Below are 23356 nucleotides of genomic sequence, written 5' to 3'. Positions count from 1 at the left end.
CCTTCAGCTTAACAAGCTGGCCAGGGCCCAGAGCCCGGGGGCGAGGAAGAGGCTGGGGAGGAAAGCGGCCACCCGGATCCGGGTGGCCTCGAGGAGGTTCAATCCGACCCCGATGACCATCAACCCGCCGACGCCGGTCGCCAGCAAGACTCTGGGATCGCTCGCGGGGTCGGGAAGCCAGGCGGCGAGCGCCCCGGCGAGCAGCGACAGTCCGAGTTGGTAGCCGAGAATCACCAGAACGCTTCCCCCGACCCCGAGGCCAAAACTCGCCGCCAGGGCGATCGAGGAGATGCCATCGAGGGCGGCTTTGACGAGCAGGAGCGAGGGGTCGCCCAGCAACCCGTTGTTCATGGCCCCGATCAGCGTCATGGGGCCGACGCAAAAGAGGATGCTGGCGCTCACGAACCCTTCGGTAAAGCTTCCCCCGCCCCGGACCTGGCGCCTGAGCCCTTCACCGAAGCGCTCGAGCCAGGACTCGATCCCCAGGGCTTCTCCAAGACCGCCACCGATGGCCATGGCCAAGAGCGCGAGGATGACCCCGTCGATCTTTCCGGCGCCGCCCTTCGACACGTTCTGGGCCATGAACACACCGATGACGATGGTGGTTAGACCGACGCCCTGCACCACGGTGCGCTGGATCTGGAGCGGGAGACGCCCCCGAAGCAGAACGCCCAGCGTCGTGCCGACCAAAACGGCCAGCGCGTTGATCCAGGTGCCGCTGGTCTTGGCCCAGAACGTGAGTTCCATGAACGCGATTATAATCACCCCGTGCGGGCGCTTATTTCGGTTTCTGACAAGCGGGGGCTGGCGTCTTTTGCCCGCTCCCTCGAGGGCATGGGGTTTGAGCTCGTGGCCAGCGGCAATACCGCCCGGGTGCTGCGGGAGGCGGGGGTGCGCGTTCGGGAGGTTTCGGAGCTGACCGGGTTCCCGGAGATCCTCTCGGGGCGCGTCAAGACCCTGCACCCCCGGGTGCACGCCGGGATCCTGGCTCGCCAAGACCAGCTCGGCGAGCTCCAGGCCATGGACCTCCCGGTTTTTGATTTGGTGGTGGTCAACCTCTATCCTTTCGAGGACGCACTCGCCAGGGATTTGCCCGAGGCCGAGGTCCTTGAGCAGATCGATATTGGGGGGCCGGCCCTCGTTCGGGCCGCGGCCAAGAACTACCCGCGGGTCTTGGTGGTCGTGGATCCCGATGACTATGACGAGGTGGTGGCGCGCTACCGGGATGGCCGGGTCGACCTCGACTTCCGGCGGCGCTTTGCCTGGAAAGCCTTCGCCCACACCGCCGCTTACGACGCGGCGATCGCCGAATGGCTGAACGCCAACGGCCCTTTCCCGGAGAGGAAGATCGTGGTCCTCGACCGGATCCGGCCGCTCCGTTACGGCGAAAACCCGCACCAGGAGGCCGCACTCTACCGGGTTCGTGGTGAAGGCGGGGGGTTGATCGAGGCGGAGGTGCTCCAGGGCAAGGCCATGAGCTACAACAACTACGCCGACGCCGAAGCGGCCTGGCGTTTGGTGCGCGAGTTCGATCAACCAGCCGCGGTCGCACTCAAACACCAGATGCCCTGCGGCGTCGGTGTCGGGGCCGATCTGGCCGAGGCCTACGCCCGGGCGTACGCCGCCGACCCGGTCAGCATTTTCGGGGGCATCGTTGCCTTCAACCGTCCGGTGGATGCCCGGGTGGCCAAAGCCATCGGCGGGCTTTTTTTGGAGGTCATCGTGGCGCCCGGGTACAGCGAGGAGGCCCTGGCCCGTTTCGCCAAGAAAAAGAACCTCAGGCTCATCCAGGTGCCCGAGGCCCAGCGTCTACCCCTCCACTTCCAGCGGATCACCGGCGGCATGCTCCTTCAGACCCCCGACGAGGGGATATGGAACGAGGTCCGGGTGGTCACCAAGCGAGCACCGAGCCCCGAGGAGACCGAAGCGCTTCGGCTCGCGATGGCCGTGGTCAAGCATGCTCGTTCCAACGCCATCGTCGTGGCCAAGGCCGGGCAGACGCTGGGGATTGGTCAGGGGCAGACCAGCCGCATCGAGGCCGCCCGCATCGCGCTCAACCAGGCGGGCGAAGGCGCGCGCGGGGCCGTGCTGGCCTCGGACGCCTTTTTCCCCTTCGACGACGTCGTCCGCCTTGCCGGGCAGTTTGGTATTTCGGCCATCGTACAGCCCGGGGGTTCGAAGCGGGATGCCGATTCCATCGCCGCTGCCGACGAACTGGGCATCGCGATGATCTTCACCGGGGTTCGCCACTTCAAGCACTGAGGTCCCGGGTTCACCGTCGCGTTTTCAAAAACATCAAGACGACCGCGGCCACGAGGGTGGCCGCGGTGAGGTTCGGGAGCAGGGTATAACCGCTGCGATTCGACCAGAGCGCCCAGGCCACGGCCACGTTGGCGGCCAGGAGTAGCGCGATCTTCAAGGAACGAGCGGCCATGGCAACCTAGAAGAGGGGATCCTGGGCCGCGGTTTTGATCGCCCGGTCGGGCTTAGGACCGAGCTGATCGAGGGTGGCTTTGACTTCGCGGATGTCGCGCCAGGTCAGCGCTTTGGGGGATCCGGGGGCGCGGGAAGGGTTTCGGAGCAGGTAGGCGGGGTGGAACATGGGGAAGACCTTGACCCCGTGCCACTCGAACCACTGACCCCGCACCTTGGTGATGGAGACCTTCTGGCCCAAAAAGTACTGGGTCGCCACCGAGCCCAGAGGGATGATGATTTGCGGGCGAACCAACTCCACCTCCCGGCTGAGCCACAGCGACGTGCACAGCTTCGCCTCGTCGGGGAGCGGAGCGCGGTTGTTCGGCGGGCGGCACTTGACGACGTTGGTGATGTACACGCTCTCGCGGGGGATTCCCGCGGCCTCGAGGATCCGGTCCAAAAGCTGCCCGGCCTTGCCAACGAAAGGCCGGCCCAAACGGTCTTCGTCGGCGCCGGGGCCCTCGCCGACGAACATCAGCCGCGCATCAGGGTGGCCTTCGCCAAAGACCACCTGCGTTCGCCCCTCAACCAGACGGCAGCCGGTGCAGAGAAGGGCCTGACGTTTGAGATCTTCGAGCGCGGACATCTCGTGACTCACTCGATGGGCTGGCGGGCTTTACGGGCTTCCCGGCGTATCTTGGGGTCGAGGCCGATCATGAGGAAGAAGTTTTCCAACGCGTTTTCCTTGCCCTTGATCTCCGGATACGCGTCCTCGGCGGTTCCGGTGACGAAGGGGAGCGAGCGGTAGAGCTCGAGGGCGAACGCCACCACCGCATCCGGCCCCTTGCCTTCGGCGACCTCGGCGAGTTGGGCGTAGACTTCCCGCCTCGCCTCGGCGTGTTTGCGAAAAACTTCTGGATTCGGGGTTTCTGGCGCGCGCAGAACGTCTTGTTTGGCAATCCGGCGGTAGTGCTTTAAGCCCCGGATGATCTCTTCGGTTGAGAGAGTGACTTTGTACTCCATACCCGCTCCTTTCCCTCCGCCCAGTCGAAAACACCGCCCCGGTCGGGCGGCATCGTCTCTAGAGGGCAGCAACAACCATCGTTAAAAGATTATACGTAGCGGCAAAATGAGGTGTCAACGAAGTTTTTTCTCAGCATGGCGCGTATAATCGAATCGTGCAACGCCAGGGACCCTATTTGGTGAAGGGTCGGTTGCGTCGCGAGGGCGCTATCGAGGTCCTCGAGGGCCTCGACCCGCTGACGGGCGGGGTCGTCGTCCTTTACCGCCCGTTGCAGACGGACCCTCCCGCCCTCGCCCTCGAGGGCGTTCTCTCTTATCGGGGGCGGGTTGGCGATGCCTGGGTGGTCGAGGTGCCTTTCGGGGCCGCCCCTGCGGTGCGCTACCGGGGAGAGGCCGACCTCGAGCGGCTCACGGCCTGGGCCCGGCGCTTGCTGGCCACACTCTCTGCTTTGGACGAGCAGGGTTTCGCACACGGCCATCTCTCCCTCGGCGACCTTTGGGTACGGGGTGAGATGATCTGGGTGAGTGGCGTTGCCGTTCCTTGGGACGAGAAGATCCCGGATGCGGCAGGGCTGGGCGCGGTTTTAAAGGAACTCGCGGGGGAGGCCTGGGCTGCCTGGCGGCTGGCGCCGATTTTTGAGGCACTGGCCGAGGGCCGTTTGAACTACAGCGGGGCCATGAATGCGCTGGCCGATCCCATGGCCTTCGAGGCCTTCTTAAAGGGCGAGCTCGAACCGCCCGAGCCAAAGCCCGACGATATCCTACCGAAGCCCCAACCGTCGGTTTCGGTTAAGCCCAAAGCGCCCCCTAATAAGGAGGAAACGGAAGCGCCCGAGCCCGCCGGGGTGGGAAAAGCCCAGACCCCGCCCCCGGCACCACCGGTTTCGACGGGCGAGGGCATCGTTCGCGTCCGCAAGAAGGACGGGAGCGCGCCGCCATTGCTCCCCGGCGAAGACCCACCGGAGGCGCTTCGGGTGGACCCTGGCGCCTCGCCTGAGCCTCGCCGGAGCAGCCGGCGGCGGCTTTTGGTCTGGCTGCTCGTTTTGGCCCTGCTCGCAGGCGGTGCGTTTTGGTACCAGTCCCGTCGCCCGGGCTTTTCCGGTCAGGTGGTTCGTTTCGTGGTCGAACCACCCGAGGCCCAAGCCGAGATCTACTTGCAGCTGGCCCCGGAGGGATCGAACCTGGCCCCGGGCTTTCTGGCCGAGGTGCCGGGCAGCGTGCGGTTCGACGAACAGGGGACCTACCGCCTCGAGGTGCGGGCCGAAGGATACAAACCCCAGAATTTTGACCTGGAGGTCCCGGTTTTGGGGGGATCGGTCGTGATTCGTCTCGGCGGCCAGTAAACTCCTGGTATGGCCGTCGTCGTTTTGGATTTTGGTTCCCAGTACACCCGGCTCATCGCCCGCCGCTTGCGCGAGCTCAGGGCTTACTCGGTGATCTTGCCGGGCTCAGCACCCCTGGACGAGATGAAAGCGCAAAGGCCGGAGGCCATCGTGCTCTCGGGTGGCCCCTCTTCGGTCTTCGATCCCGATGCCCCGAGACCTGACCCCGGCGTTTTCTCCCTTGGCGTACCCGTCCTCGGCATCTGCTACGGGATGCAGTACATGGCCCAGCACTTCGGGGGCGAGGTCAAACGCGCCGGTCGCGCTGAATACGGAAAGGCCAGCCTTCTTCGCTTCGAGGGGCCGCTGTTTTCCGGGCTTTCGGGAGAGGTCCAGGTCTGGATGAGCCACGCCGACGCCGTGCTCCGTTTGCCCGAGGGCTGGCGGGTCATCGCCGAGACCGATGAGAACCCGGTGGCCGCAATTCAGGACGGGGAGGGGAAGTTTTTCGGCGTACAGTTCCACCCCGAGGTGAGCCATACCCCCAAAGGCCTGGAGATTTTGGAAAACTTCCTCGCGCTGGCCGGCGTTTCCCGCGAGTGGACGCCGGGCTCGGTCCTCGAGGCCATGCTCACCGAGGTCCGCGAGCGAGTCGGGAAGGACCGCGTTCTGCTCGCGGTTTCAGGTGGGGTTGACTCTTCGACTTTGGCTTTGCTCCTCGCCCGGGCGGGCGTCGACCACCTCGCGGTGTTCGTGGATCACGGGCTGTTGCGCCTGGGTGAGCGCGACGAGGTCGAGCGTGCCCTTCGCCCCCTCGGTGTGCGACTCCGGGTGGTCGATGCCAGGGACCGCTTCCTCTCGGCGCTCAAGGGCGTCCTCGACCCCGAGGAAAAACGCCGCATCATCGGCCATACCTTCATCGAGGTTTTCAAAGCGGTTGCAGGCGAGGAGGGTCCGTTCCGCTTCCTGGCCCAGGGCACGCTCTATCCCGACGTGATCGAGAGCGCTGGTGGCTATGGCGCTGCCAAGATCAAGAGCCACCACAACGTCGGCGGCCTCCCCGAAGAACTCGGCTTCGAGCTGCTTGAGCCCTTCCGCTACCTCTTTAAGGACGAGGTTCGCGAGATTGCCCTGCTCCTTGGCCTCCCCGACACCATCCGTCTTCGTCATCCCTTTCCCGGTCCCGGGCTCGCGATCCGCGTCCTCGGCGAGGTTAGCGAGGAAAAGCTCGAGGTGCTGCGCCGGGCCGACGACCTCTTCGTCTCGCTTTTGAAGGACCATGGCCTCTACGACGAGGTGTGGCAGGCGCTGGCGGTGCTTTTGCCGGTGCGTTCGGTGGGGGTGACCGGTGACGAGCGGCGCTACGGCTACACCCTGGTGCTCCGGGCGGTGACCAGCGTCGACGGCATGACCGCCGACTGGGCCCGCCTGCCCCACGACTTTCTCGACGAGGTCGCCCGCCAGATCCCGCGCCGGGTCCCCCAGATCGGCCGGGTGGTCTACGACCTCACCTCGAAGCCGCCGGGGACGATCGAGTGGGAATGACAAAGTGCCTTAGGGCAAGCTGAGTTTGGTATGGGAAAAAGGCAAAATCCAGCGCGATTTTTGGCAACCATGAACTTGGCTTCTTTCGCGCTTGATTCGGGATGATGGAGATCTCTCCCGCGATGGGCTTTGGCAGCGATAGCGGGCGTCTTAGAATACGGCGGTGCGTTGCAGGGTTGAGGTCTTCACCGATGGCTCCGCCGACGGCCAAGGCCGGGGCGGTTGGGCGGCGCTGCTTCGTTATGGTGATCACGAGAAGCTGATCTCGGGCGCCGAGCCCAATACCACCAACAACCGCATGGAACTCACCGCCGCGGTCGAGGCACTCAGGGCCCTCAAGCGCCCCTGCGAGGTTCACCTCTACACCGACTCCCAGTACCTTAAAAAAGCCTTTACCGATGGCTGGCTGGAGAAGTGGCAAAGGAATGGCTGGAGGAGTGCGGCGAAAACCCCGGTGAAAAATCGAGACCTCTGGGAGGCGCTTTTAAAAGAAGTCCGGCGCCACCGGGTGGTGTGGCACTGGCAAAAGGGCCACGCCGGCCACCGGGAGAATGAGCTCGTCGACCGGGAAGCGAACCGGCGTCGGCGCGGCCTGAAGCGGGTTTAAGCACCTTGCCGGGGCTTGGCTGCGGCCCGGACCACGGAAAAGACCGACGCCGATCGCGTATCGGCAAGCTTCGAAACCGGCGGTGGTTTACCTAGCTGGCGTAATCCGGAGCGCGGCCCGGCTTCCACTTGATCGTGCACCCCACGCTGGGGTATTGGGGATCGGGCGGGGTCTCGCCGGCAAGGAGAGCGTTGAGGGCCCGGATCAAATCTTCGCCGGTGACGGGGGTCGGTTGCTTGGGGCGGGCGGCGTCGAACCGGCCACGGTAGTAGAGCTTGTGGTCCCGGTCAAAAAGGTAGATGTCCGGCGTGGTCACGGCCCGGTAGGCCTTGGCCACCTCCCCCTCGGCGTCGAAGATGTAGGGGAAGCGCATTCCAAGGCGCTCGGCTTGTTCGGCCAGCCGCTCGGGGGCATCGTCGGGGTGGGTCTCGGGGTCGTTGGCGCTGATCGCCACCACCGCCACCCCTTTTTCCAAATAGGCGTTCGCGACCTCGGTGAGCTTTTCCTCGACGTGCTTGACGTAAGGGCAGTGGTTGCACATGAAGATCACCAGCAACGGTTTGCCAGCAAAGTCGCCCTTTCGGACCCGTTGGTGGGTGCGGACGTCCTCGAGGTCAAAATCTGGCGCTGGCGTTCCCAGCGGAACTTCTGCGGTTTTGCGCATGGTTTGCCTCCAAAGGCGAGTTTACCTGATGTGGGCTGAAAGCCAGTTCAGAGCCTCTTCCTTCCCGACCACCTCGGGCTTCCGGGCGGCGGGGAACCAGGCCAGGGTTGCGGTGATCTCGGCTTTGTTGGGCCGGGTACCCGGTGGCGTGAGGATGAGCTTGTGGTCGCCGTCGGCCAGACGGATCATGCCCACGATTTCGGCCTCGAGCCGTTGCCCAGCGGGCCGGGGCAGGCCGAGTAAGACCGCGTCGACCTCCGAGCCATCCGAGGGGTTATGCGTGTTGGGAATGAAGCCGTAGTTGACCGGCGCCGGCGCGTCTTCGCGTTTTTGCACAAACATCTGGCCGTTCCACTCCCAGCGAACGCGCGTACCTTTGGGCCACTCGACGATCATCGTGACTTTCATGGTTATCCCCCGTGATCAGACCGGTTGACGTCCAAGAGGGCCACGGCTTAGGCCCCATGCCCCGGCGGTTCATTCTACGGCGTTACGGTTTTTCTCCGGCAGTCGGTTTTTCGGTAGACTGGAGGCCAAGGGAGCCGAGATGTTGCGCACACGTGTGAACGAGGCAGAACGGGCTTCGCCCACCTTCAATCAGAACAAGAGCGACTGGGTGGCGATGATTACGGCTTTTCGCGAGTCGCTTGAGCGGGTACGCCAGGGTGGCGGGGCCAAGGCCATCTCGCGCCAGCACGAAAAGGGCCGTCTCACCGCCAGGGAGCGCATCGCAATGCTGGTCGATCCCGGCACGCGCTTCGACGAGCTCATGACCCTGGCCGGCTATGGCATGTACGAGGACTGGGGCGGCGCGCCATCTGGGGGCGTGGTTGCTGGCGTGGGCCAGGTGGCGGGAAGGCCCTGGATGATCATTGCCAACGACGCCACCGTGAAGGCCGGCGCCTTCTTCCCGATTACCGCCAAGAAGGTGATCCGGGCCCAAACGATCGCGCTGGAAAACCGGATCCCGGTGATCTATCTGGTCGACTCGGCCGGGGTTTTCCTGCCCCTTCAGGACGAGGTGTTTCCCGACCAGGACGATTTCGGGCGCATTTTTTACCTGAACGCCCGCATGAGCGCCCTGGGCCTACCGCAAATCAGCGCCATCATGGGCAACTGCGTCGCCGGCGGCGCCTACCTGCCGGTCATGACCGACGTGCTCATCATGACCGAGGGGTCGGGTCTCTACCTGGCCGGTCCGGCGCTGGTGAAGGCGGCGATCGGTCAGGCGGTTTCTTCGGACGAGCTGGGCGGGGCCCGCATGCACGCCGAGGTTTCGGGCACGGTCGATTTCTACGAACCCGACGACGCGGCGGCCTTGAGGCGGGTTCGGGAAGTGGCAGCGCACTATGCCGAGGGTGACCTGGCGCCCTGGGCACGCCATCGCACCGAAGCCGAACCCCCCGCTTACGACGCGGAAGACCTCTACGGGCTTGTCAGCCCAGATGGCAGCCGCCCCTACGATGTCCGCGAGGTCATCGCACGCCTGGTGGACGGATCGCGTTTCCTCGAGTACCGCCCGGGTTGGGGGGAGACGATCGTCACCGGATATGCCCGCATCGGCGGCTACCCGGTGGCGATCGTGGCCAACCAGCGACTGATCATCAAAAAGCGCGAACGCATCGAAGTCGGCGGGGTGATCTACCCAGAGGCCGCCGACAAAGCGGCCCGGTTCATCCTCGAGGCCAACCAGATGTTCGTGCCCTTGCTTTTCCTCCAGGATGTGACCGGCTTCATGGTGGGGAAGGACGCCGAGCAGGCGGGGATCATTCGCCGGGGGGCCAAGCTGGTGAACGCGGTCTCCAACTCGGTGGTGCCGAAGATCACGGTGATCCTTGGCGGCTCTTTCGGGGCTGGCAACTACGCCATGGCGGGCAAGGCTTACGCCCCTCGCTTCATCTTCGCCTGGCCGAGCGCGAAATACGCGGTCATGGGCGGAGCACAGGCCGCCAAGACCCTGCTCGATATTCAAGTGCGGGCCCTCAAGGCCAAAGGGCACGAGGTGGATGCCCAGGGACTCGAGGACCTCTACGAGAAGGTGAAGCAAAGCTACGACGCCCAGCTCGACATTCGCTACGCAGCCGCCCGTTTGTGGATCGACGAGGTGATCTTTCCCCACGAGACCCGCGAGTGGCTCATCCGCAGTCTCTCGCTCGCCGCGCTGAACCCGGAACGGCCCGACTTTAAAATTGGCGTCTTTCAGGTCTAGGAGGGGTCGATGACGCTCGGTTTCCAGGGGTTGCCGGTTCGCTACGTTGAGTGCCCCCGCGACGCGTGGCAGGGTTTTTCTCGTTTCATCCCTACCGAGGAAAAGGTCGGTTTCGTGAGCGATCTGATTGAGGCGGGGTTTTCCCACCTCGACCTCACCAGCTTCGTTTCGCCACGCTGGGTGCCCCAGATGAAGGACGCGGCCGAGTTTCTCAAAGCCTTACCGCCGCCCCGGGGCAGGACCTACCTGGCGATCGTTGCCAACGAGAAAGGGTTCCTCCGGGCGCTCTCGGCCGCAAACCTGACCGCGGTGGGCTACCCCTTTTCCATCAGCGAGACCTTCCAGAAAAAGAACACCAACCGCACCATCAAGGCGTCGTGGCCCCTGGTTGAGGAGATGGTTCGTTCGGCGCAGGGGAAGCTCGACCTGGTGGTCTACCTTTCCATGGGGTTTGGCAACCCTTACGGCGATGCCTGGGACGAAGCGATGGTGGTGAGCTTCGTCGGGCGTCTTCGCGAGACCGGGGTACGGGAGATTGCGATCGCCGATACCTATGGGGTCGCGAGTCCAGAACGCATCTACCGCGTGCTCTCTCGGCTGGTCGAGGCCTTTGGCTCCGATGGCCTGGGCGCGCACCTCCACAGCCGGCCGGATCCCGGTGAAGTGAACGCCAAGGTCGATGCCGTCATCGACGCCGGCATCCGCTGGCTGGAAGGGGCGCTCGGCGGCGTCGGCGGGTGTCCTTTTGCCGGGGACGACCTGGTTGGAAACTTACCCACCGAGCTGGTCCTGCCCCATCTCGTGGACCGGGGGTTTGACCCGGGCGTGAGGCTTTCTGCCCTGCCCGATCTGAGCCAGCGGGCGCTGGCCCTCAAAGCGAGGTACGCCTGAAGACGAGGTAAGGGCCTTCCGATCCTGCGAGAAGGGGGACGGTTTGGCTCCGGTTGGTTTTGGCCGCCGCCGCCACATCCTGGCCGAGCCCGATGGCCTCGAGGGCCCGACCGGCCGCGGCAAGCCGGAGCGGATCGGCCGGGATTTCGAAGGCCTGGAAGATGAGACGCGCCGCCCTGGCGCCGTCGTCGGGCTCGCCCGAAAGGCGTGCGAACAGAGCGCCGGCAACGAAGGTGTCGTCGAGGCCGAAACGGCCTTCCTTACCCGACGCGAGCACCGCGATTTCGCTCCGGGCCGCGCTATGGGCCCAGCGGGCGGCGGCATCCAGGTTCCAAAGCGAGGCCAGCGCGAGCCGCCGGGCGGAGCGCGCGGCGAGCGAGGCGGCCCGGGTGCCGTTGGTGGTGCTCATGACCACACGCTTGCCCTTCACGTTGGCCCGGAGGGCCTCGAGGGGGCTGTTGCCGAGGTCGAATCCAGCTGGCTTTGCCCCGCGCGTCTCTCCGGCCACCACGAAGCCGTCCGCTTTGAGGGCCAGGGCCAGGTCGTGGTTGGGGGCGAACCACAGCTCGTTCGCGCCTGCCTCCAGGAAGGCCACCGCGGTGGTGGTGGCCCGGATAACGTCGACCACCAGCACCGTGTCGGCGAACTCGAGCCCCTCGTGGGGGATGGGTTCAAACCGGAGCACCGGCGGCACGGCGCAAAGCCTCCAGGTTTTCTTTGACGCTGGCCCGATCGTTATAGATGCTGGAAGCGGCGACCAGCACGTCGGCGCCGGCCTGGACCGCGGAGGCGGCATTCGCTGGCCCAATCCCCCCGTCGACGACGATCAGGGCCTCGGGGTTTTCGCTGTCGCGGGCCTGGCGGGCGGCCTCGAGCTTTTTGAGCGTCGCCGGAATGAAGCGCTGGCCAGCAAAGCCCGGGTTCACGCTCATGATGAGCACCTGGTCGAGTTCTCCCCAAAGCGGATCAAGGAGGGCCACGGGGGTGCCGGGGTTGATGGCGATGCCGGCCTTGGCGTTTTGGGTGCGAATCTCCTGCAGCAGGCGGTGGGGATGGAGCGTGGCCTCGAGGTGGAAGGTTACCCGGTCGGCCCCGGCTTCGATGAATCGCGATGCGAGTTTCTCCGGCTCGACGATCATCAGGTGGACGTCGAGGGGGAGCTTGGTGCTCCGACGCAGGGCCTCGACCACGACCAGCCCCAGGCTGAGGTTGGGGACGAAACGGCCATCCATGACATCGACGTGGATCCAATCGGCTCCTGCAGCCTCAGCTTCGGCGACCGCCTGGCCCAAATTCGCAAAGTCCGCGGAGAGGATTGAGGGTGCGATGCGAATCATCTCAGGCCGTAGAGTACTTCTTCAAGCAGGAGCGCGTCGCGGATGATCACCTCGCCGTTTTGGGTTTCGATGGCACCCATGTCCCGCAGCGCGTGCAAGACCCGGGTCGCGGTTTCCCGGCTCGTCCCCGCGAGGTTCGCAACCTCGTGGTGGGCCACCGGGATCGCCCAGCCCCGGTCGGTCGTCTGGCCGTGCTGGTGGCGCTGGAGCTTGAGCAGCGCGTAGGCGATGCGGCTTTTCGATTCCTCAAAGGAGAGGATGACCACTTCGTCGTTCATTTCCCGCAACCGGGCGGCGATGATCCGGGCCAGGTTGTGGGCCAGGCGCGGGAAACGGCGGATGAGCTGCAGATAGAGGTCGCGGTAGAGCGCATGGACCACGGTCGGCGCGACCGCCAGCGCGGTGGCGCTCCGCGGCCGGTCCTCGACCAGGCTCATCTCGCCGAAAACGTCACCGGCGTGGACGTAGGCGAGGACCTTGGCTTTGCCACCAAAGCTTTGGCGGAAGATTTTAATTTTCCCGCTTTCGACGATGTAGAGGGCTTCTCCCATCTCCCCGCTCTCGAAGACTAGGCTCCCAGCAGGATAGCGGCGGGGTTGGAGGGCTTGCCGGATGGTTTCCACGGCCTCTGTGTTCATTCCGTCGAAGAGCGGCGACCGCTGCAAGATTGTGGTATCCGCCAGCATTGGCCTCAGTTTATCGGATGGCCCGCGGCCTGGGTAGGATGGGGGGCGTGGTGCTCCGCGCCGAGGATCTCGGCTTCGCCTACCCCGGGGTGCCCCTTTTCGCCGGGGTGGATTTGCAGCTTTTCGCGGGGGAGGCCAAAGTGCTGCTCGGTCCCTCGGGGAGCGGAAAGACCACGCTCATCCATTTGCTGGCCGGCATCGAGCGTCCGCAAAGGGGGCGGATCTTCTGGGGCGAGGTGGAGATCACGGCTTTGCCGGAAGAGAAGCTGGCCAGGCTTCGTCGGGGGTTTTTGGGGCTGGTCTTCCAGCGTCACCACCTGCTTCCCGAGCTCACGGTCGCCGAAAACGTCGCATTACCGGGGCTCATTGCCGGACGGGTGGACTGGGGGCGGGTGAGGACGTTGCTTTTGCGGGTCGGGCTTTCCGGGGCCGCCGATCGGCGCCCATCGCAGCTTTCCGGAGGCGAGCGGCAGCGGGTTGCGGTGGCGCGGGCGCTCTATTCCCGCCCGTCCCTGATCCTGGCCGACGAGCCCACGGGGGCGCTGGATGCAGACAACAGCCGCAAGGTTCTCGCGCTCTTGCTGGAGCTGGCGGCGGAGGAGGGGGCGGCGCTCTTCGTTGCGACCCACGACGCCCACCTGGTCCGCGGCCTCCCGGCGTTCGCCTTGCAGTCGGGGCGGCTGGTCCCGGTTGGGTGGGCGTAACTTTGGGAGTATCCTTGGGGATGTGAGTCCGATCCATTTGCACGCCCAAAAAGGAGACGTCGCGCCGTTCGTTTTGCTCCCCGGAGACCCCTACCGGGCGGCGTATGTGGCTTCGCGTTATCTCGAGGACGTCCGGCAGTACAACGAGCACCGTGGTTTATGGGGGTACACCGGTCGTTACCGTGGCGTGCCGGTGTCGGTTCAGGCGAGCGGGATGGGTACGCCCTCGGCGGCCATCGTGATCGAGGAGCTGGTGGAGCTCGGCGCCCGGGCGGTGGTGCGTATCGGCACCGCCGGTGCGGTGGCCCCCGGGGTGCGGCCGGGCGATCTTATCGTGGCTCAGGGCGCGGTGCCCCACGATGGAACGACCCGACAGTATCTCGGCGGTCGTCCTTATGCCGCGGTCCCGGACTATGCGCTCATGCAGCATCTGGTCGAGACCGCTCGTGCCCTGGGAGAGCGGCCGCACGTGGGTTTAATCGTGACCGAAGACGGCTTTTACGCTTCGGATCCCGAGGTCGCCCGCACCTGGGCCGGCTTTGGCGCACTGGCCTTTGAGATGGAGTCGGCGGCGATGTTTTTGCTGGGGAAGATGCGCGGGATTCGCACCGCCACCGTCCTTGCGGTCTCGAACTCGGTGGGCGATCCCGAGTTGGTTTCCGACGAGGTTCTCAAAGGCGCGATCGACCGGATGTTGAAGGTGGCCCTCGAGGCCGCAGCGAGTTGGAAGGAGGAAGACGATGGACATTGAACTGACTCACGAACACATGGACTTTGAGCACCTGACCTTCGAGGTCGAGGGGGCGCTGGCCTTGGTGACCTTCCGCCGGCCGGAGGCGCTCAACGCCCTTTCCCGCGACGTGCTCTTTGAGCTCGCGGAGATCCCTGAGCTCGTCGCCGAGCAGGAGGGGGTCCAGGCGGTCATCTTTACCGGTGAGGGCAAGGCCTTCGTCGCCGGGGCCGACATTAGCGAAATCGCCACAATCACCGATGTCTTTGCCGGCCGGGAGTTTTCGCTCTTGGGGCAGGACGTTTTCGCCGGCATCGCCTCCATGCCCCAGGTCACGATCGCGGCCATCAACGGCTACGCCCTCGGCGGCGGCTTGGAGCTGGCGCTGGCCTGCGACCTCAGGGTGGCCTCCACCAAGGCCAAGCTCGGTCTGCCCGAGGTGGGCCTCGGCCTCATCCCGGGTTTCGGCGGCACCCAGCGTTTGCCGCGGTTGATCGGCGTGGGTCGGGCTCTGGACCTCATTCTCACCGGCCGACACGTGCCGGCTGAAGAAGCGCTGGCTCTGGGGCTCGTCAATCGCGTGGATGAGGACGCCCTCGGTGCGGCCAAGGCCTTGGCCAAGGAAATCACCAAAAACGGCCCCATCGCCCTGAGCCTGGCCAAGGAGGCCGTGTTCCGGGGCATCGACGTGCCGTTGCCCGAGGCCCTCGAGATCGAGGCGGACCTCTTTGGCCTGGTCACGCAGACCGGCGATTTCAAGGAGGGAACCAAGGCGTTTCTTGAAAAGCGCAAGCCCAACTTCAAGGGGGAATGAGTGGCCAGCGATCGTGTGATCCATGTCGCAAGTCCGAAAGCCAGGTTGCAGCAGGAGGCCGACCACGCCATTCGGCGTGCCCTCGCCGCCTACCCCCGGGCCCTCAAGGCTTACGAACTGCTCTATGCCGATCCCGAAGCCCGGGCGGGCTGGGACATGGCCAACTACATCACCATGCACAAGCTCGGCTACAACGATCACGGCCGGGTTCACGCCATCCTGACCGGTGCGGCGGCGGTGGCCATCCTCCGTCTCCTGGCCGAGGCCGGGGTCAAGACCGATACCGAAAAGAGCGGCGCCGGTGATCTGGAGGACGCCTTTTTGGTCACCGTGGTGGGGACGATGCTCCACGACCTCGGCAACCAGATCCACCGCCACCACCACGAGGCCTTCGGGGTTACCCTGGCCCTTCCCATCCTGGAGCGGGTGCTGGGGCAGGTTTATCAGGACCTCGACAAGCGGGTGAAGCTCAAGGCGTTGATCCTGCACTCCATCTACAGCCATGACCTCGATCCGGAGCCGCTGACCATCGAGGCTGGCGTCACCGCCGTCGCCGATGGGACCGACATCACCAAGGGGAGAGGGCGCAAGGCCTTTCAGCTCGGATCGATCGACATCCACTCGATTTCGGCGCTGGCGGTGGACGAGGTCATGATTCTCCGGGGTAAGGAGGTGCCGATCGAGGTTCGGGTGCTGATGAACAATTCGGCCGGCATCTTCCAGGTGGAGGAAACCCTGACGCGCAAAGTGCTCCACAGCCCGATTCGCGACTACGTCACCATCGTGGCCACCACCCACCCCGACGAGGACCACGACCAGCGGATCATCCACCGGGTACGGCTCCACGAGAGTGAGCCCCGTTTCGTCCTTGAACGCTAGCCATCGCCGATGGAAACGTTTTGGTTGAACCTGCTGAGCATCGTCCTGATCGACCTGGTGCTTTCGGGTGACAATGCGGTGGTCATTGGTATGGCCGTTCGCGGGTTGCCGAACCCTCGCCGGCGGCAGGCGATTTTGGTGGGCACGCTGGGGGCTGTTGGCCTCCGGGTGACCTTCACGATTTTGGCCGCGATCCTGCTTACCGTCCCTTACCTGCGGGCCATCGGCGGGGCGGTGCTCTTTTGGATCGCGGCCAAGCTGCTTCGCCCTGAGGAAGGGGGTTCGGTTGACCGCAGCGCGAACGGGTTTTGGCAGGCGGTAGCGCTCATTATCCTGGCCGACATCACGCTCTCGCTCGACAACGTTCTGGCCGTTGCTGCCGCGAGCGAGGGGCACCTGGGGCTTTTAGCCTTCGGACTCGCGCTCTCAATCCCCATTCTGATGCTGGGGGCGGGTCTGGTGGCGGGCGTCCTCGATCGGTGGCCATGGCTCAACGTCCTCGGCGCCTTGGTGATCGTGTGGGCCGGAGCGCGCCTTTTGGTCCACGATCCGAAACTCGAGGCCCTTTGGCCGATGGCCGAGTGGCAGGCGATGGCTTTGGGCGTTTTGCTGACGCTGCTCCTCGTTCGGGCGCAGGGGAGGCCCTGGGGCGTGAGCAAGCCTCGCGGCTGAGCCCAGGCCAGGCGGCCGGGGGTGGTGCAGACCGACCGGTTCAGGCGGGTGGCTGTTCTACAATGGAATCGACATGCGATTTCAGGATCGCGCGCACGCGGCCAGTTTGCTGGCCCAAGCGCTCCGGCCGCTGGGGCTCGTGGCGCCGGTGGTCCTCGGTATCCCACGCGGCGGCGTGGTCATCGCCGATGTTCTGGCCAGGCAGCTCGGGGGAACCATGGATGTTGTCCTGGCCCGCAAGCTCAGCGCGCCCGGCAACGAGGAGTTCGCGCTCGGCGCGGTGGCCGAGACGGGGGAAGTGATTCTCCAGCCCTACGCCTACCGTTATGCCGATGACGCTTACCTCCGCGATGCGGTGCTCAAGCAACTCGCGGAGATCGAGGCCCGGAAGGCGCGCTACCGGGCCGTTCGCCCCAAAGTTCCCTTGGCCCGCCGGCAGGTGGTCTTGACCGACGACGGGGTGGCCACCGGGAGTACCATGGAGGCCGCGCTAGCGGCGGTGAAGGGCGAGGAGCCGGCCCGGGTGGTGGTGGCGGTTCCGGTCGGGGCCAGGGAGAGTCTCGATCGGCTCAGCGCTATGGCCGAGGTCGTGGTTCTGAGCACCCCGGAGAGATTTGGGGCGGTTGGGACCTACTATGCGTCCTTTCCTCAGGTGAGCGATGTTGAGGTGGTGGCTTTGTTAAAGGAATGGGGGGAAATGCGTGAAGGCTAGGGTTTCGAGCGCCGATAAGGTCCGGCGGGTTCCGGTCGATCGAGCGGAAGGGGCTTACGTCCAGATCTTGGTGGGGCCGGATGTCGCGCCCCGGTTCCTCATGCGCCGTTTTACGCTCTTGCCGGGGGGCAGGATTCCAAAGCACCTGCACCCCGAGATCGAACACGAGCAGTACGTGCTCCAGGGGACGATCCGCATTGGGCTCGGCGAGAAAGTGATCGATGTCGGGCCCGGCGATGTGGTCTTCATCCCTCCGGGAACGCCGCACTGGTACGAGAACATCGGCGACGAACCGGCGATGTTCCTTTGCATGGTCCCGGCTACCCAGGACTACCGGACCGAGTGGCTGGACTGAGCGTTTAGGGGAAAACCCGAAGTGGCCGGCCGAGGCCCCCACCTCTGGGGGCCTCGGCCGATGGGACCTATGCCCGGATCTCTTGACGCTGGAAGATGACGTAGGCCAGGACGAACAGGATGACGCTGGCGGCGATCAGCCCTGAGAACTGGGGCCAGATGAGGAGGAGCGATTGGGAAAGGGGCAGCGGGGTGCCGAGGACCATACCCTGGAGCTGGAGCGGGAGGACGGGCCCGAGGGCCCGGACCTCGGGACGTAGAATCGCCAGCGTCGCCTCGGCGTAAAGCGTGGTCGGGCTGATTCGAGAGAGCGCGAGTTCGACCTGGGCCTGGCGCAGCACCTCGTCGGGGAAACCGTAGCGGACCGGGCTCAAAGCCGGGGCCAGAAGGCCGGCGATCATGCCCCAGAACACGGTGAAGAAGAGCCAGACCGCGATGGTGGCCAGGGCGCTGGTGGCGGGGTTTTTAAAGAGGGTGGAAAAGAGGATCGAAAGGGCGAGCCAGACCCCGCCGTAGGCCACCGCGGCCACGAGGTAGATGAGACTCCTGGCCACCTCCTCGCCCGAAGGGGCGAGCCCGGTGAGGAGAATTCCGAGGCCGGTGACGAAGAGCCAGGTCGCGGTGAGCACCATGGCCAGGGTGGTGAGCCCGGCCAAAAACTTGCCGAAGAGCAGGGCGTCGCGGTAGATCGGTTGCGAGAGGATCCGGCCCAGGGTCCGGCGCTGGAATTCACCGTTGACCGCGTCGAACCCGAGGGCGATAGCCAGCAGCGGGACCAAAAACCCCAGGAAGGCCACGAACGAGGGAAGGGGATCCTTGGCGGTGGTAAAGAGGCGGAGGAACAAAAAGGGGTCCTCGCCCACGGTGTTCTTGATGTTTTGGATGGCGGCGTAGGCGGTTCCCAGGGCGGTGAGCACGACCAGGGCTTCCAAAAAGCGCATCCTGGAGCCCGAGAGCAGATCGGCGAGTTCCTTAAAGAACACGACCCGCATGCCGGTGAATGCTGAACCCTCACGCCGCGTCATCGCTCACCTCCCCGTAGTAGGCGCGGTAAACCTCGTCGAGGGTGGTCTCTTCCAGGCCGACCTCGAGCAGATCCGCGCCCGCCTCGACGATGGCGCGGACGAGCTCGGGGCGGAGATCGCGTTCGGCCTCGACGGTGACCACCTCTCCACTCTGGTGCACGCGGCTGACGCCAGGCAGCTTTTGCAGCCGCTCGCTGGGGATGTTTCCGATGACTCTCAGCCGTATCCGGTAGGCCCCGCCCAGGACGCGCTGGGCCAGCGCCTGGACCGATCCCACCAGCGCCATCTCGCCCTTCTTGAACAGACCGACCCGGTCACAGATTGCCTGCACTTGGTGGAGCAGGTGAGAGGAGAGGATCACCGTCATGCCCTGGCTTTTGAGCTGGCGGATCATGCTCAAAAACTCGTGCGCCGCCTGGGGGTCAAGGCCGAGCGTCGGCTCGTCGAGGATGACGAGTTCGGGTTCCTTCAGCAAGACATCCGCCAGCCCCAGCCGCTGCTTCATGCCCCTGGAGTAGGTGCGAACCGGGCGGTCGGCGGCGTCGGCGAGCCCCATGGTCGCGAGCAGCTCTTCGATCTTGGCCTCCCTTTGCCGGTGGGGCAGGCCATTGAGCGCCGCCGTGTAGCGGAGGTTTTCCCGTCCGGTGAGGTCCTCGTAAAAACCGACCGTATCCGGGAGGTAGCCCACCCGGCGCTTGATCGCCAGCGGCTCGCGAACCGGGTCACGGCCGAGGACGCTGACCCTTCCCTCGCTCGGCTCGGTGAGTCCGAGCAGCATGAGGATGGTGGTCGTCTTGCCCGAGCCGTTGGGGCCCAGGATGCCGAAGACCTCGCCTTCCTCGACCACCAGGTTGAGGTCACGCACCGCCACCACCGAGCCGTAGCGCTTGGTGAGGTGTTCGGTGTGGATCGCCGTCATCATCGCCTGCCGAAACGCGCCACCGCGAAGGCCAACGCGCCCAGGGCCACTGCAATGAGGACGATACCGACGACGCCCCACAAGGTTGAGGTGAGCACCGTGATGCGGAAGTCTTCCGATTTGCTGGTGCCGTTTTGGGGATTGGCCGTGAGGGTGACCATGTAGTCCCCGGCGATGGCCTTCTGGCTGGGCTTGATCTGAACGGTGACCTGGGTTTGGCCGCCGGCGGGGATTTCATCGATCTTCTTGGGGTCGAACTTGACTTCCCAGCCCGAGGGTTCGAACGAGGAGAGCTTGACGTTTTTGGCCGGTGCGCTGCCCCGGTTCTTGATCACCAGCTTGAGGGGCGAAAAGCGGCCGGCGTAGGCCTTTCCGGAGAGGCGCCCATCCGGGGTCGAGAGTGAGAGTTCGGGACGGCCGGTGATCACGACCTTGAGCGACAGCGAGGCCGAGGCTTCTCCCGCTCGGGCAAGGACCTGGATGGGGTAGGTTCCGGCCGCGACCTGGGGCGGCGGGCTGATCTCAATGTCGAGGTCCTTGGAGGCCCCGGCCTTCAGGGGCAGGGTAGTGACCTCCTGGGTGGAGAAAGCGGGTTTGAAGCGCACCTCAAATCCCTGCGGCGCGTCGGCACTGAGGCCGACCAGGAGGTCCTGGTCCGATTCGTTTTTCAGCGTGGCCCGGAAACGGAATGTGGAGGTCGGCGTCCCTTTGAGCACCGGCAGCTCCACCTCGAGGCTCACCTTCGGCGGGAGGACCTCACCGAGGGTGAAGGTGAGGGGAAGGGTGGCTTTTGCGGTGCTGCCTGTGGCGACCAGGGTCATGGTGTAGGCCTTCGCGGCCGCGTTCTTGGGGATCTCGACCCGGAGGCTCAAATCGACCGAGCCGTCGGGTTCGAGGTAGGCCGCTTTGACCGGTCTCCCGTCGCCGAGCAGGGCGACCGTCCAGCCCTCCGGCACCCCCTCGACGCCGAGGCGGACGTACTGGGGCTCGAGGTTATAGCTCTTGAGCTGGAGGCTCAGGTTGACGGTTTCCCCAGCCCGAACCGTGGTGGACGGAAACGGCGTCGAGATGACGAGACCGGTGTAGTCACTCCCCTGGCCCTGGGCCAAAGCGAAGCTCAGCACTGCGACCAACGCAAAGAGCACCCTTCGCATTGCTTTCACCTCCGGCTAAAGAAATTAATCCTGTCTTATATTTAAAAAATGAACTTTCCGGGCGCAATGAAGGCGCTGCGTTAGAGCACGGGCCCCGCAACGGTCTTTCGTCGGCGGGGCCTAAAAATGCACCGCTTGGGGCGAGGTTTAGATCTCGGGCGTGGCGAGAACGGCGCCTTTGGCGGCGTTGGTGACCAGGGCCCGGTAGCGCTTGAGCCAGCTCCCCTCGACGGGGCGGAGTCGCGGCTCAAACCCGGCGCGGCGGCGGGCAAGCTCGGATTCGCTGACCAGGAGGTCGATCCGGCCTTCGATCAGGTCGATGTCGATCTGGTCGCCGTTTTGGACCAGCGCGATGGGTCCGCCTTCGGCGGCTTCGGGGCTCACGTGGCCGATGGCCGCGCCCCTGGTGCCTCCGGAGAACCGACCGTCGGTGACGAGCGCCACCTTGTCGCCAAGGCCCATGCCCACCAGGGCCGAGGTCGGCGCCAGCATCTCGCGCATGCCGGGTCCGCCCTTCGGGCCTTCGTAGCGGATGACGACCACGTCGCCGGGAACGATCGCCCCCTGGTTGATCGCCTGCTGCGCCTCTTCTTCGGAGTCGAAGACCTTGGCCGGCCCTCGGTGGCGCATCATGGCCGGTTCGACACCCGCCGTTTTCACCACCGCCCCTTCGGGGGCGAGCGATCCAAAGAGGATCCGCAGTCCGCCCCGGGCGCTGTAGGGGTTTTCCAGTCGCCGGATAACCCTTTCGTCCCGAATCTCGTGGTCCCCCAGGAGCTCGCCCAGGGGGCGACCGAGGACCGTGCTCGCCTCGAGGTGCAAATACCCGCCTTTCGCGAGTTCCCCGAGGATGGCGTAAATGCCGCCAGCGCGGTCCAGGTCTTCCATGTGATAGCTCGAGCTGGGCGCGATCTTGGCCAGGGTGGGGGTTTCGCGCCCGATCTCGTCCAGCTTTTGCAGCGGGAACTCCAGGCCCGCTTCCTGCGCCACGGCCAGGGTGTGGAGTACGGTGTTGGTGCTGCCACCCATGGCCACGTCGAGCCTGAAGGCGTTCTCGAACGCGCGGAGATCGAGGATGTCACGGGGTTTGAGGTTTTCGCGCGCGAGTTCGACCACGCGGTAGGCGGCCCGTTTTTTGAGTTCCTCGCGCCGGGGGTCTTCGGCCAGGATGGTGCCGTTGCCCGGAAGGGCGAGTCCCAGGGCCTCGAGGAGGCAGTTCATGCTGTTGGCGGTGAAAAGACCGGCGCAGCTCCCGCAACTGGGACAGGCGTAGGTTTCGATCTCCTTCAGCTCTTCCTCGCTCACCTCCCCCTTTTCGTAGGCGCCGAGCGCTTCGAAGACGCTGATCAGGTCCACCACCCGGCCGTCGGGCAAGACCCCCGCTCGCATGGGCCCACCGGAGATGAAGATCGAGGGGATGTTCACCCTTACCGCCGCCATCAACATCCCGGGGACGATCTTGTCGCAGTTGGGGATGAAGATGGCGGCGTCGAAGGCATGGGCGGTGAGCATGGTCTCGACGCTGTCGGCGATCAATTCCCGGGAGGGGAGGCTCCAGCGCATTCCCTCGTGGCCCATGGCGATGCCGTCGTCCACGCCGATGGTGTTGAACTCAAAGGGGACGCCCCCGGCCTCGCGAATGTAGGCCTTGATGCTCTGCACGAACTCTCTCAGATGGGCGTGGCCCGGGACGATGTCCACGTATGAGTTCACGACTGCGATGAATGGTTTTTCGAAATCCGATTCCCGCTCGATGACGCCGGTGGCGCGCAATAAAGAACGGTGGGGGGCCCGGCTTGCCCCTTTCTTAATGCGGTCGCTACGCATAAAACCATTTTAAGTGCCCCGTCGCGGCTTTTGCCACGACGGGACCCGAATCGTGATCTGGCCGTGAGGACCTGGGAAACTCGCGGCCTCCGCTCAACCGTCCCGCCAGCTGGCCACCTTCCCCTGGAATCGGGCCGGATCGGCCTCGAGGATACGCACCAGACGCGCCGCCGCCTCTTCAGGGGTGAGCAGGACGCCCTGGTCCTTGTAGCCCCGGAAGATCCGGTGCAGGGTCTCTGCCCCGCCGCCCTGCGCCTCGCGGGCCTCTTGCTGCATGCGGGTCTCGACCACCCCGGGACGGAAGGCGAAGCTGATGATCTCGGGCGCCTCGGCCGCCAGCTGCCGCGCCAGGTGTTCCTCGGCCGCCTTGGCCACCGCGTAGGCCCCGATGCCGGGCACGTTGGACTCGGCGGCGCCGGACCCGAAAAATACCGCCACCCCGGCGCCGATCCGCTGGAGTTCGGGGACAGCGAAACGAATCAGCTGGTAGGCCGCCTTGACGCTGGCTTCGTAGACCTCGTCCCAGTGAGGTTCCGGGAGCTCCCAAAGGAGCGGCCCGGCGTGGAGCACGCCGGCGTTGTGAATGAAGCCGGTGAAATGTCCGAGCTGGGTGGCTGCCTTCACCAGGTCGGCGGCGACGCTGGGGTGGGCGGCGCTGCCCTCGACGTAGGTGGCGGCGGACCCCAGGTCGCGAATTTCGGCCGCAACCTCGGCCAGAGGTCCGGCGTGGCGGGCGTTGAGCACCAGCTTGGCCCCTTTCTCTGCCAGTGCCAGCGCCAGCGCCCGGCCGATTCCCCGGGAGGCGCCGGTGATGATCCAGGTGGTTTTTGCGAGCTTCATACCCCGAGTTTACCTGTAGGCTAAGGC

Annotated in this window: 27 protein-coding genes; 13 read left to right on the top strand and 14 right to left on the bottom strand. The window is 65.3% G+C overall.

Translation table 11 applies throughout. The annotated features are described in order from the left end of the window. Positions 1–3: 3 nt before the first annotated feature. Positions 4–747 (bottom strand): DUF554 domain-containing protein, encoded by a 744-nt coding sequence (locus ACZ5BT_RS01685; protein ID WP_464884908.1) that lies wholly within the window; start codon positions 745–747, stop codon positions 4–6. A gap of 21 nt (positions 748–768) precedes the next feature. Here ACZ5BT_RS01685 and purH point away from each other — a divergent pair, with 21 nt between their 5' ends. Beyond that, on the top strand, positions 769–2262 hold the full coding sequence (gene purH / locus ACZ5BT_RS01680; RefSeq protein WP_464884907.1) for a bifunctional phosphoribosylaminoimidazolecarboxamide formyltransferase/IMP cyclohydrolase: 1494 nt from the start codon (positions 769–771) through the stop codon (positions 2260–2262). A 10-nt stretch (positions 2263–2272) separates the two neighbouring features. Here the strand turns inward: purH and ACZ5BT_RS01675 are convergent, their stop codons facing one another. From ACZ5BT_RS01675 to ACZ5BT_RS01665, 3 genes are read right to left on the bottom strand one after another with little or no spacing between them, the layout of a single operon-like run. Then, positions 2273–2434 (bottom strand): hypothetical protein, encoded by a 162-nt coding sequence (locus ACZ5BT_RS01675; protein ID WP_464884906.1) that lies wholly within the window; start codon positions 2432–2434, stop codon positions 2273–2275. 6 nt (positions 2435–2440) lie between these two features. Next, entirely contained in the window at positions 2441–3061 is a 621-nt protein-coding gene (locus ACZ5BT_RS01670; protein WP_464884905.1) for a uracil-DNA glycosylase, read from the bottom strand. Positions 3062–3069: 8 nt separating this feature from the next. Next, complete coding sequence (locus ACZ5BT_RS01665; RefSeq protein ID WP_464884904.1) at positions 3070–3438, bottom strand: hypothetical protein; 369 nt, start codon at positions 3436–3438, stop codon at positions 3070–3072. 155 nt (positions 3439–3593) lie between these two features. Between ACZ5BT_RS01665 and ACZ5BT_RS01660 the strand changes: the two genes are divergently transcribed. From ACZ5BT_RS01660 to rnhA, 3 genes are all read left to right on the top strand, one after another. Then, positions 3594–4781 (top strand): hypothetical protein, encoded by a 1188-nt coding sequence (locus ACZ5BT_RS01660; RefSeq protein ID WP_464884903.1) that lies wholly within the window; start codon positions 3594–3596, stop codon positions 4779–4781. Positions 4782–4790: 9 nt separating this feature from the next. After that, positions 4791–6305 (top strand): glutamine-hydrolyzing GMP synthase, encoded by a 1515-nt coding sequence (gene guaA / locus ACZ5BT_RS01655; RefSeq protein WP_464884902.1) that lies wholly within the window; start codon positions 4791–4793, stop codon positions 6303–6305. A 163-nt stretch (positions 6306–6468) separates the two neighbouring features. Beyond that, positions 6469–6912 (top strand): ribonuclease HI, encoded by a 444-nt coding sequence (gene rnhA, locus ACZ5BT_RS01650; RefSeq protein ID WP_464884901.1) that lies wholly within the window; start codon positions 6469–6471, stop codon positions 6910–6912. A gap of 91 nt (positions 6913–7003) precedes the next feature. Here the strand turns inward: rnhA and ACZ5BT_RS01645 are convergent, their stop codons facing one another. Together ACZ5BT_RS01645 and ACZ5BT_RS01640 are read right to left on the bottom strand one after the other, a co-directional pair. After that, complete coding sequence (locus ACZ5BT_RS01645; protein WP_464884900.1) at positions 7004–7576, bottom strand: thioredoxin family protein; 573 nt, start codon at positions 7574–7576, stop codon at positions 7004–7006. Positions 7577–7597: 21 nt separating this feature from the next. After that, on the bottom strand, positions 7598–7984 hold the full coding sequence (locus ACZ5BT_RS01640) for an inorganic diphosphatase (RefSeq protein WP_464884899.1): 387 nt from the start codon (positions 7982–7984) through the stop codon (positions 7598–7600). Between the two features lie 139 nt (positions 7985–8123). On the opposite strand from ACZ5BT_RS01640, the gene ACZ5BT_RS01635 reads away from it, so the two are divergent. Together ACZ5BT_RS01635 and ACZ5BT_RS01630 are read left to right on the top strand one after the other, a co-directional pair. After that, on the top strand, positions 8124–9785 hold the full coding sequence (locus ACZ5BT_RS01635; RefSeq protein ID WP_464884898.1) for an acyl-CoA carboxylase subunit beta: 1662 nt from the start codon (positions 8124–8126) through the stop codon (positions 9783–9785). A gap of 9 nt (positions 9786–9794) precedes the next feature. After that, the gene (locus ACZ5BT_RS01630) at positions 9795–10676 is read left to right on the top strand and encodes a hydroxymethylglutaryl-CoA lyase (RefSeq protein ID WP_464884897.1); all 882 of its coding nucleotides are present in this window, start codon (positions 9795–9797) and stop codon (positions 10674–10676) included. Here ACZ5BT_RS01630 and ACZ5BT_RS01625 read toward each other — a convergent pair. The 3 genes from ACZ5BT_RS01625 to ACZ5BT_RS01615 are packed head-to-tail and all read right to left on the bottom strand — an operon-like array spanning position 10657 to position 12699. Further along, a complete protein-coding gene (locus tag ACZ5BT_RS01625) occupies positions 10657–11370 on the bottom strand; it encodes a 2-phosphosulfolactate phosphatase (RefSeq protein ID WP_464884896.1) in 714 nt (237 codons plus the stop codon). The genes ACZ5BT_RS01630 and ACZ5BT_RS01625 overlap by 20 nt on opposite strands. Further along, positions 11348–12013: a ribulose-phosphate 3-epimerase gene (gene rpe, locus ACZ5BT_RS01620; RefSeq protein ID WP_464884895.1), complete on the bottom strand. Its 666-nt coding sequence runs from the start codon at positions 12011–12013 to the stop codon at positions 11348–11350. The genes ACZ5BT_RS01625 and rpe overlap by 23 nt, the downstream gene beginning before the upstream one ends. After that, the gene (locus tag ACZ5BT_RS01615; RefSeq protein WP_464884894.1) at positions 12010–12699 is read right to left on the bottom strand and encodes a Crp/Fnr family transcriptional regulator; all 690 of its coding nucleotides are present in this window, start codon (positions 12697–12699) and stop codon (positions 12010–12012) included. The genes rpe and ACZ5BT_RS01615 overlap by 4 nt, the downstream gene beginning before the upstream one ends. Before the next feature lie 38 nt (positions 12700–12737). Here ACZ5BT_RS01615 and ACZ5BT_RS01610 point away from each other — a divergent pair, with 38 nt between their 5' ends. The 7 genes from ACZ5BT_RS01610 to ACZ5BT_RS01580 all read left to right on the top strand — a co-directional run bounded on the left by ACZ5BT_RS01610 (position 12738) and on the right by ACZ5BT_RS01580 (position 17565). Continuing rightward, complete coding sequence (locus ACZ5BT_RS01610; protein ID WP_464885741.1) at positions 12738–13403, top strand: ABC transporter ATP-binding protein; 666 nt, start codon at positions 12738–12740, stop codon at positions 13401–13403. 22 nt (positions 13404–13425) lie between these two features. Next, positions 13426–14154, top strand: a complete 729-nt coding sequence (locus ACZ5BT_RS01605; protein ID WP_464884893.1) for a phosphorylase family protein — start codon at positions 13426–13428, stop codon at positions 14152–14154. Further along, the gene (locus ACZ5BT_RS01600) at positions 14144–14947 is read left to right on the top strand and encodes an enoyl-CoA hydratase/isomerase family protein (protein WP_464884892.1); all 804 of its coding nucleotides are present in this window, start codon (positions 14144–14146) and stop codon (positions 14945–14947) included. Before ACZ5BT_RS01605 ends, ACZ5BT_RS01600 begins: the two co-directional genes overlap by 11 nt. Beyond that, positions 14948–15826 carry a phosphohydrolase gene (locus tag ACZ5BT_RS01595; protein WP_464884891.1) on the top strand — a complete coding sequence of 293 codons (879 nt, stop codon included), beginning with the start codon at positions 14948–14950 and terminating at the stop codon, positions 15824–15826. Between the two features lie 9 nt (positions 15827–15835). Beyond that, entirely contained in the window at positions 15836–16498 is a 663-nt protein-coding gene (locus ACZ5BT_RS01590; RefSeq protein ID WP_464884890.1) for a TerC family protein, read from the top strand. Positions 16499–16571: 73 nt separating this feature from the next. Then, positions 16572–17210, top strand: coding sequence for a phosphoribosyltransferase (locus ACZ5BT_RS01585; protein ID WP_464884889.1), 639 nt, complete (start codon positions 16572–16574; stop codon positions 17208–17210). Further along, positions 17200–17565 (top strand): cupin domain-containing protein, encoded by a 366-nt coding sequence (locus ACZ5BT_RS01580; RefSeq protein ID WP_464884888.1) that lies wholly within the window; start codon positions 17200–17202, stop codon positions 17563–17565. The genes ACZ5BT_RS01585 and ACZ5BT_RS01580 overlap by 11 nt, the downstream gene beginning before the upstream one ends. 67 nt (positions 17566–17632) lie before the next feature. Here ACZ5BT_RS01580 and ACZ5BT_RS01575 read toward each other — a convergent pair whose 3' ends face one another. The 5 genes from ACZ5BT_RS01575 to ACZ5BT_RS01555 all read right to left on the bottom strand — a co-directional run bounded on the left by ACZ5BT_RS01575 (position 17633) and on the right by ACZ5BT_RS01555 (position 23329). Beyond that, positions 17633–18589 carry an ABC transporter permease gene (locus tag ACZ5BT_RS01575; RefSeq protein ID WP_464884887.1) on the bottom strand — a complete coding sequence of 319 codons (957 nt, stop codon included), beginning with the start codon at positions 18587–18589 and terminating at the stop codon, positions 17633–17635. Then, complete coding sequence (locus tag ACZ5BT_RS01570; protein ID WP_464885740.1) at positions 18576–19508, bottom strand: ABC transporter ATP-binding protein; 933 nt, start codon at positions 19506–19508, stop codon at positions 18576–18578. The genes ACZ5BT_RS01575 and ACZ5BT_RS01570 overlap by 14 nt, the downstream gene beginning before the upstream one ends. After that, the gene (locus ACZ5BT_RS01565; RefSeq protein WP_464884886.1) at positions 19508–20662 is read right to left on the bottom strand and encodes a COG1470 family protein; all 1155 of its coding nucleotides are present in this window, start codon (positions 20660–20662) and stop codon (positions 19508–19510) included. The genes ACZ5BT_RS01570 and ACZ5BT_RS01565 overlap by 1 nt, the downstream gene beginning before the upstream one ends. Before the next feature lie 147 nt (positions 20663–20809). After that, positions 20810–22489: a dihydroxy-acid dehydratase gene (ilvD, locus tag ACZ5BT_RS01560; RefSeq protein WP_464884885.1), complete on the bottom strand. Its 1680-nt coding sequence runs from the start codon at positions 22487–22489 to the stop codon at positions 20810–20812. Between the two features lie 93 nt (positions 22490–22582). After that, entirely contained in the window at positions 22583–23329 is a 747-nt protein-coding gene (locus ACZ5BT_RS01555) for an SDR family NAD(P)-dependent oxidoreductase (RefSeq protein ID WP_464884884.1), read from the bottom strand. Positions 23330–23356: the final 27 nt, after the last annotated feature.

This window comes from Vulcanithermus mediatlanticus, from assembly GCF_055385885.1.
This window is presented reverse-complemented; position numbering and strand designations above follow the sequence as displayed.

Coding starts and splice junctions, on each gene's coding strand:
- ACZ5BT_RS01630 (WP_464884897.1), top strand. CDS start 9,795: ATGACGCTCGGTTTCCAGGGGTTGCCGGTTCGCTACGTTGAGTGCCCC.
- ilvD (WP_464884885.1), bottom strand. CDS start 22,489: ATGCGTAGCGACCGCATTAAGAAAGGGGCAAGCCGGGCCCCCCACCGT.
- ACZ5BT_RS01570 (WP_464885740.1), bottom strand. CDS start 19,508: ATGACGGCGATCCACACCGAACACCTCACCAAGCGCTACGGCTCGGTG.
- ACZ5BT_RS01565 (WP_464884886.1), bottom strand. CDS start 20,662: ATGCGAAGGGTGCTCTTTGCGTTGGTCGCAGTGCTGAGCTTCGCTTTG.
- ACZ5BT_RS01555 (WP_464884884.1), bottom strand. CDS start 23,329: ATGAAGCTCGCAAAAACCACCTGGATCATCACCGGCGCCTCCCGGGGA.
- ACZ5BT_RS01635 (WP_464884898.1), top strand. CDS start 8,124: ATGTTGCGCACACGTGTGAACGAGGCAGAACGGGCTTCGCCCACCTTC.
- ACZ5BT_RS01685 (WP_464884908.1), bottom strand. CDS start 747: ATGGAACTCACGTTCTGGGCCAAGACCAGCGGCACCTGGATCAACGCG.
- ACZ5BT_RS01665 (WP_464884904.1), bottom strand. CDS start 3,438: ATGGAGTACAAAGTCACTCTCTCAACCGAAGAGATCATCCGGGGCTTA.
- ACZ5BT_RS01645 (WP_464884900.1), bottom strand. CDS start 7,576: ATGCGCAAAACCGCAGAAGTTCCGCTGGGAACGCCAGCGCCAGATTTT.
- ACZ5BT_RS01575 (WP_464884887.1), bottom strand. CDS start 18,589: ATGACGCGGCGTGAGGGTTCAGCATTCACCGGCATGCGGGTCGTGTTC.
- rpe (WP_464884895.1), bottom strand. CDS start 12,013: ATGATTCGCATCGCACCCTCAATCCTCTCCGCGGACTTTGCGAATTTG.
- ACZ5BT_RS01675 (WP_464884906.1), bottom strand. CDS start 2,434: ATGGCCGCTCGTTCCTTGAAGATCGCGCTACTCCTGGCCGCCAACGTG.
- ACZ5BT_RS01600 (WP_464884892.1), top strand. CDS start 14,144: ATGGACATTGAACTGACTCACGAACACATGGACTTTGAGCACCTGACC.
- ACZ5BT_RS01590 (WP_464884890.1), top strand. CDS start 15,836: ATGGAAACGTTTTGGTTGAACCTGCTGAGCATCGTCCTGATCGACCTG.
- ACZ5BT_RS01670 (WP_464884905.1), bottom strand. CDS start 3,061: ATGTCCGCGCTCGAAGATCTCAAACGTCAGGCCCTTCTCTGCACCGGC.
- ACZ5BT_RS01615 (WP_464884894.1), bottom strand. CDS start 12,699: ATGCTGGCGGATACCACAATCTTGCAGCGGTCGCCGCTCTTCGACGGA.
- ACZ5BT_RS01640 (WP_464884899.1), bottom strand. CDS start 7,984: ATGAAAGTCACGATGATCGTCGAGTGGCCCAAAGGTACGCGCGTTCGC.
- ACZ5BT_RS01585 (WP_464884889.1), top strand. CDS start 16,572: ATGCGATTTCAGGATCGCGCGCACGCGGCCAGTTTGCTGGCCCAAGCG.
- guaA (WP_464884902.1), top strand. CDS start 4,791: ATGGCCGTCGTCGTTTTGGATTTTGGTTCCCAGTACACCCGGCTCATC.
- ACZ5BT_RS01610 (WP_464885741.1), top strand. CDS start 12,738: ATGGGGGGCGTGGTGCTCCGCGCCGAGGATCTCGGCTTCGCCTACCCC.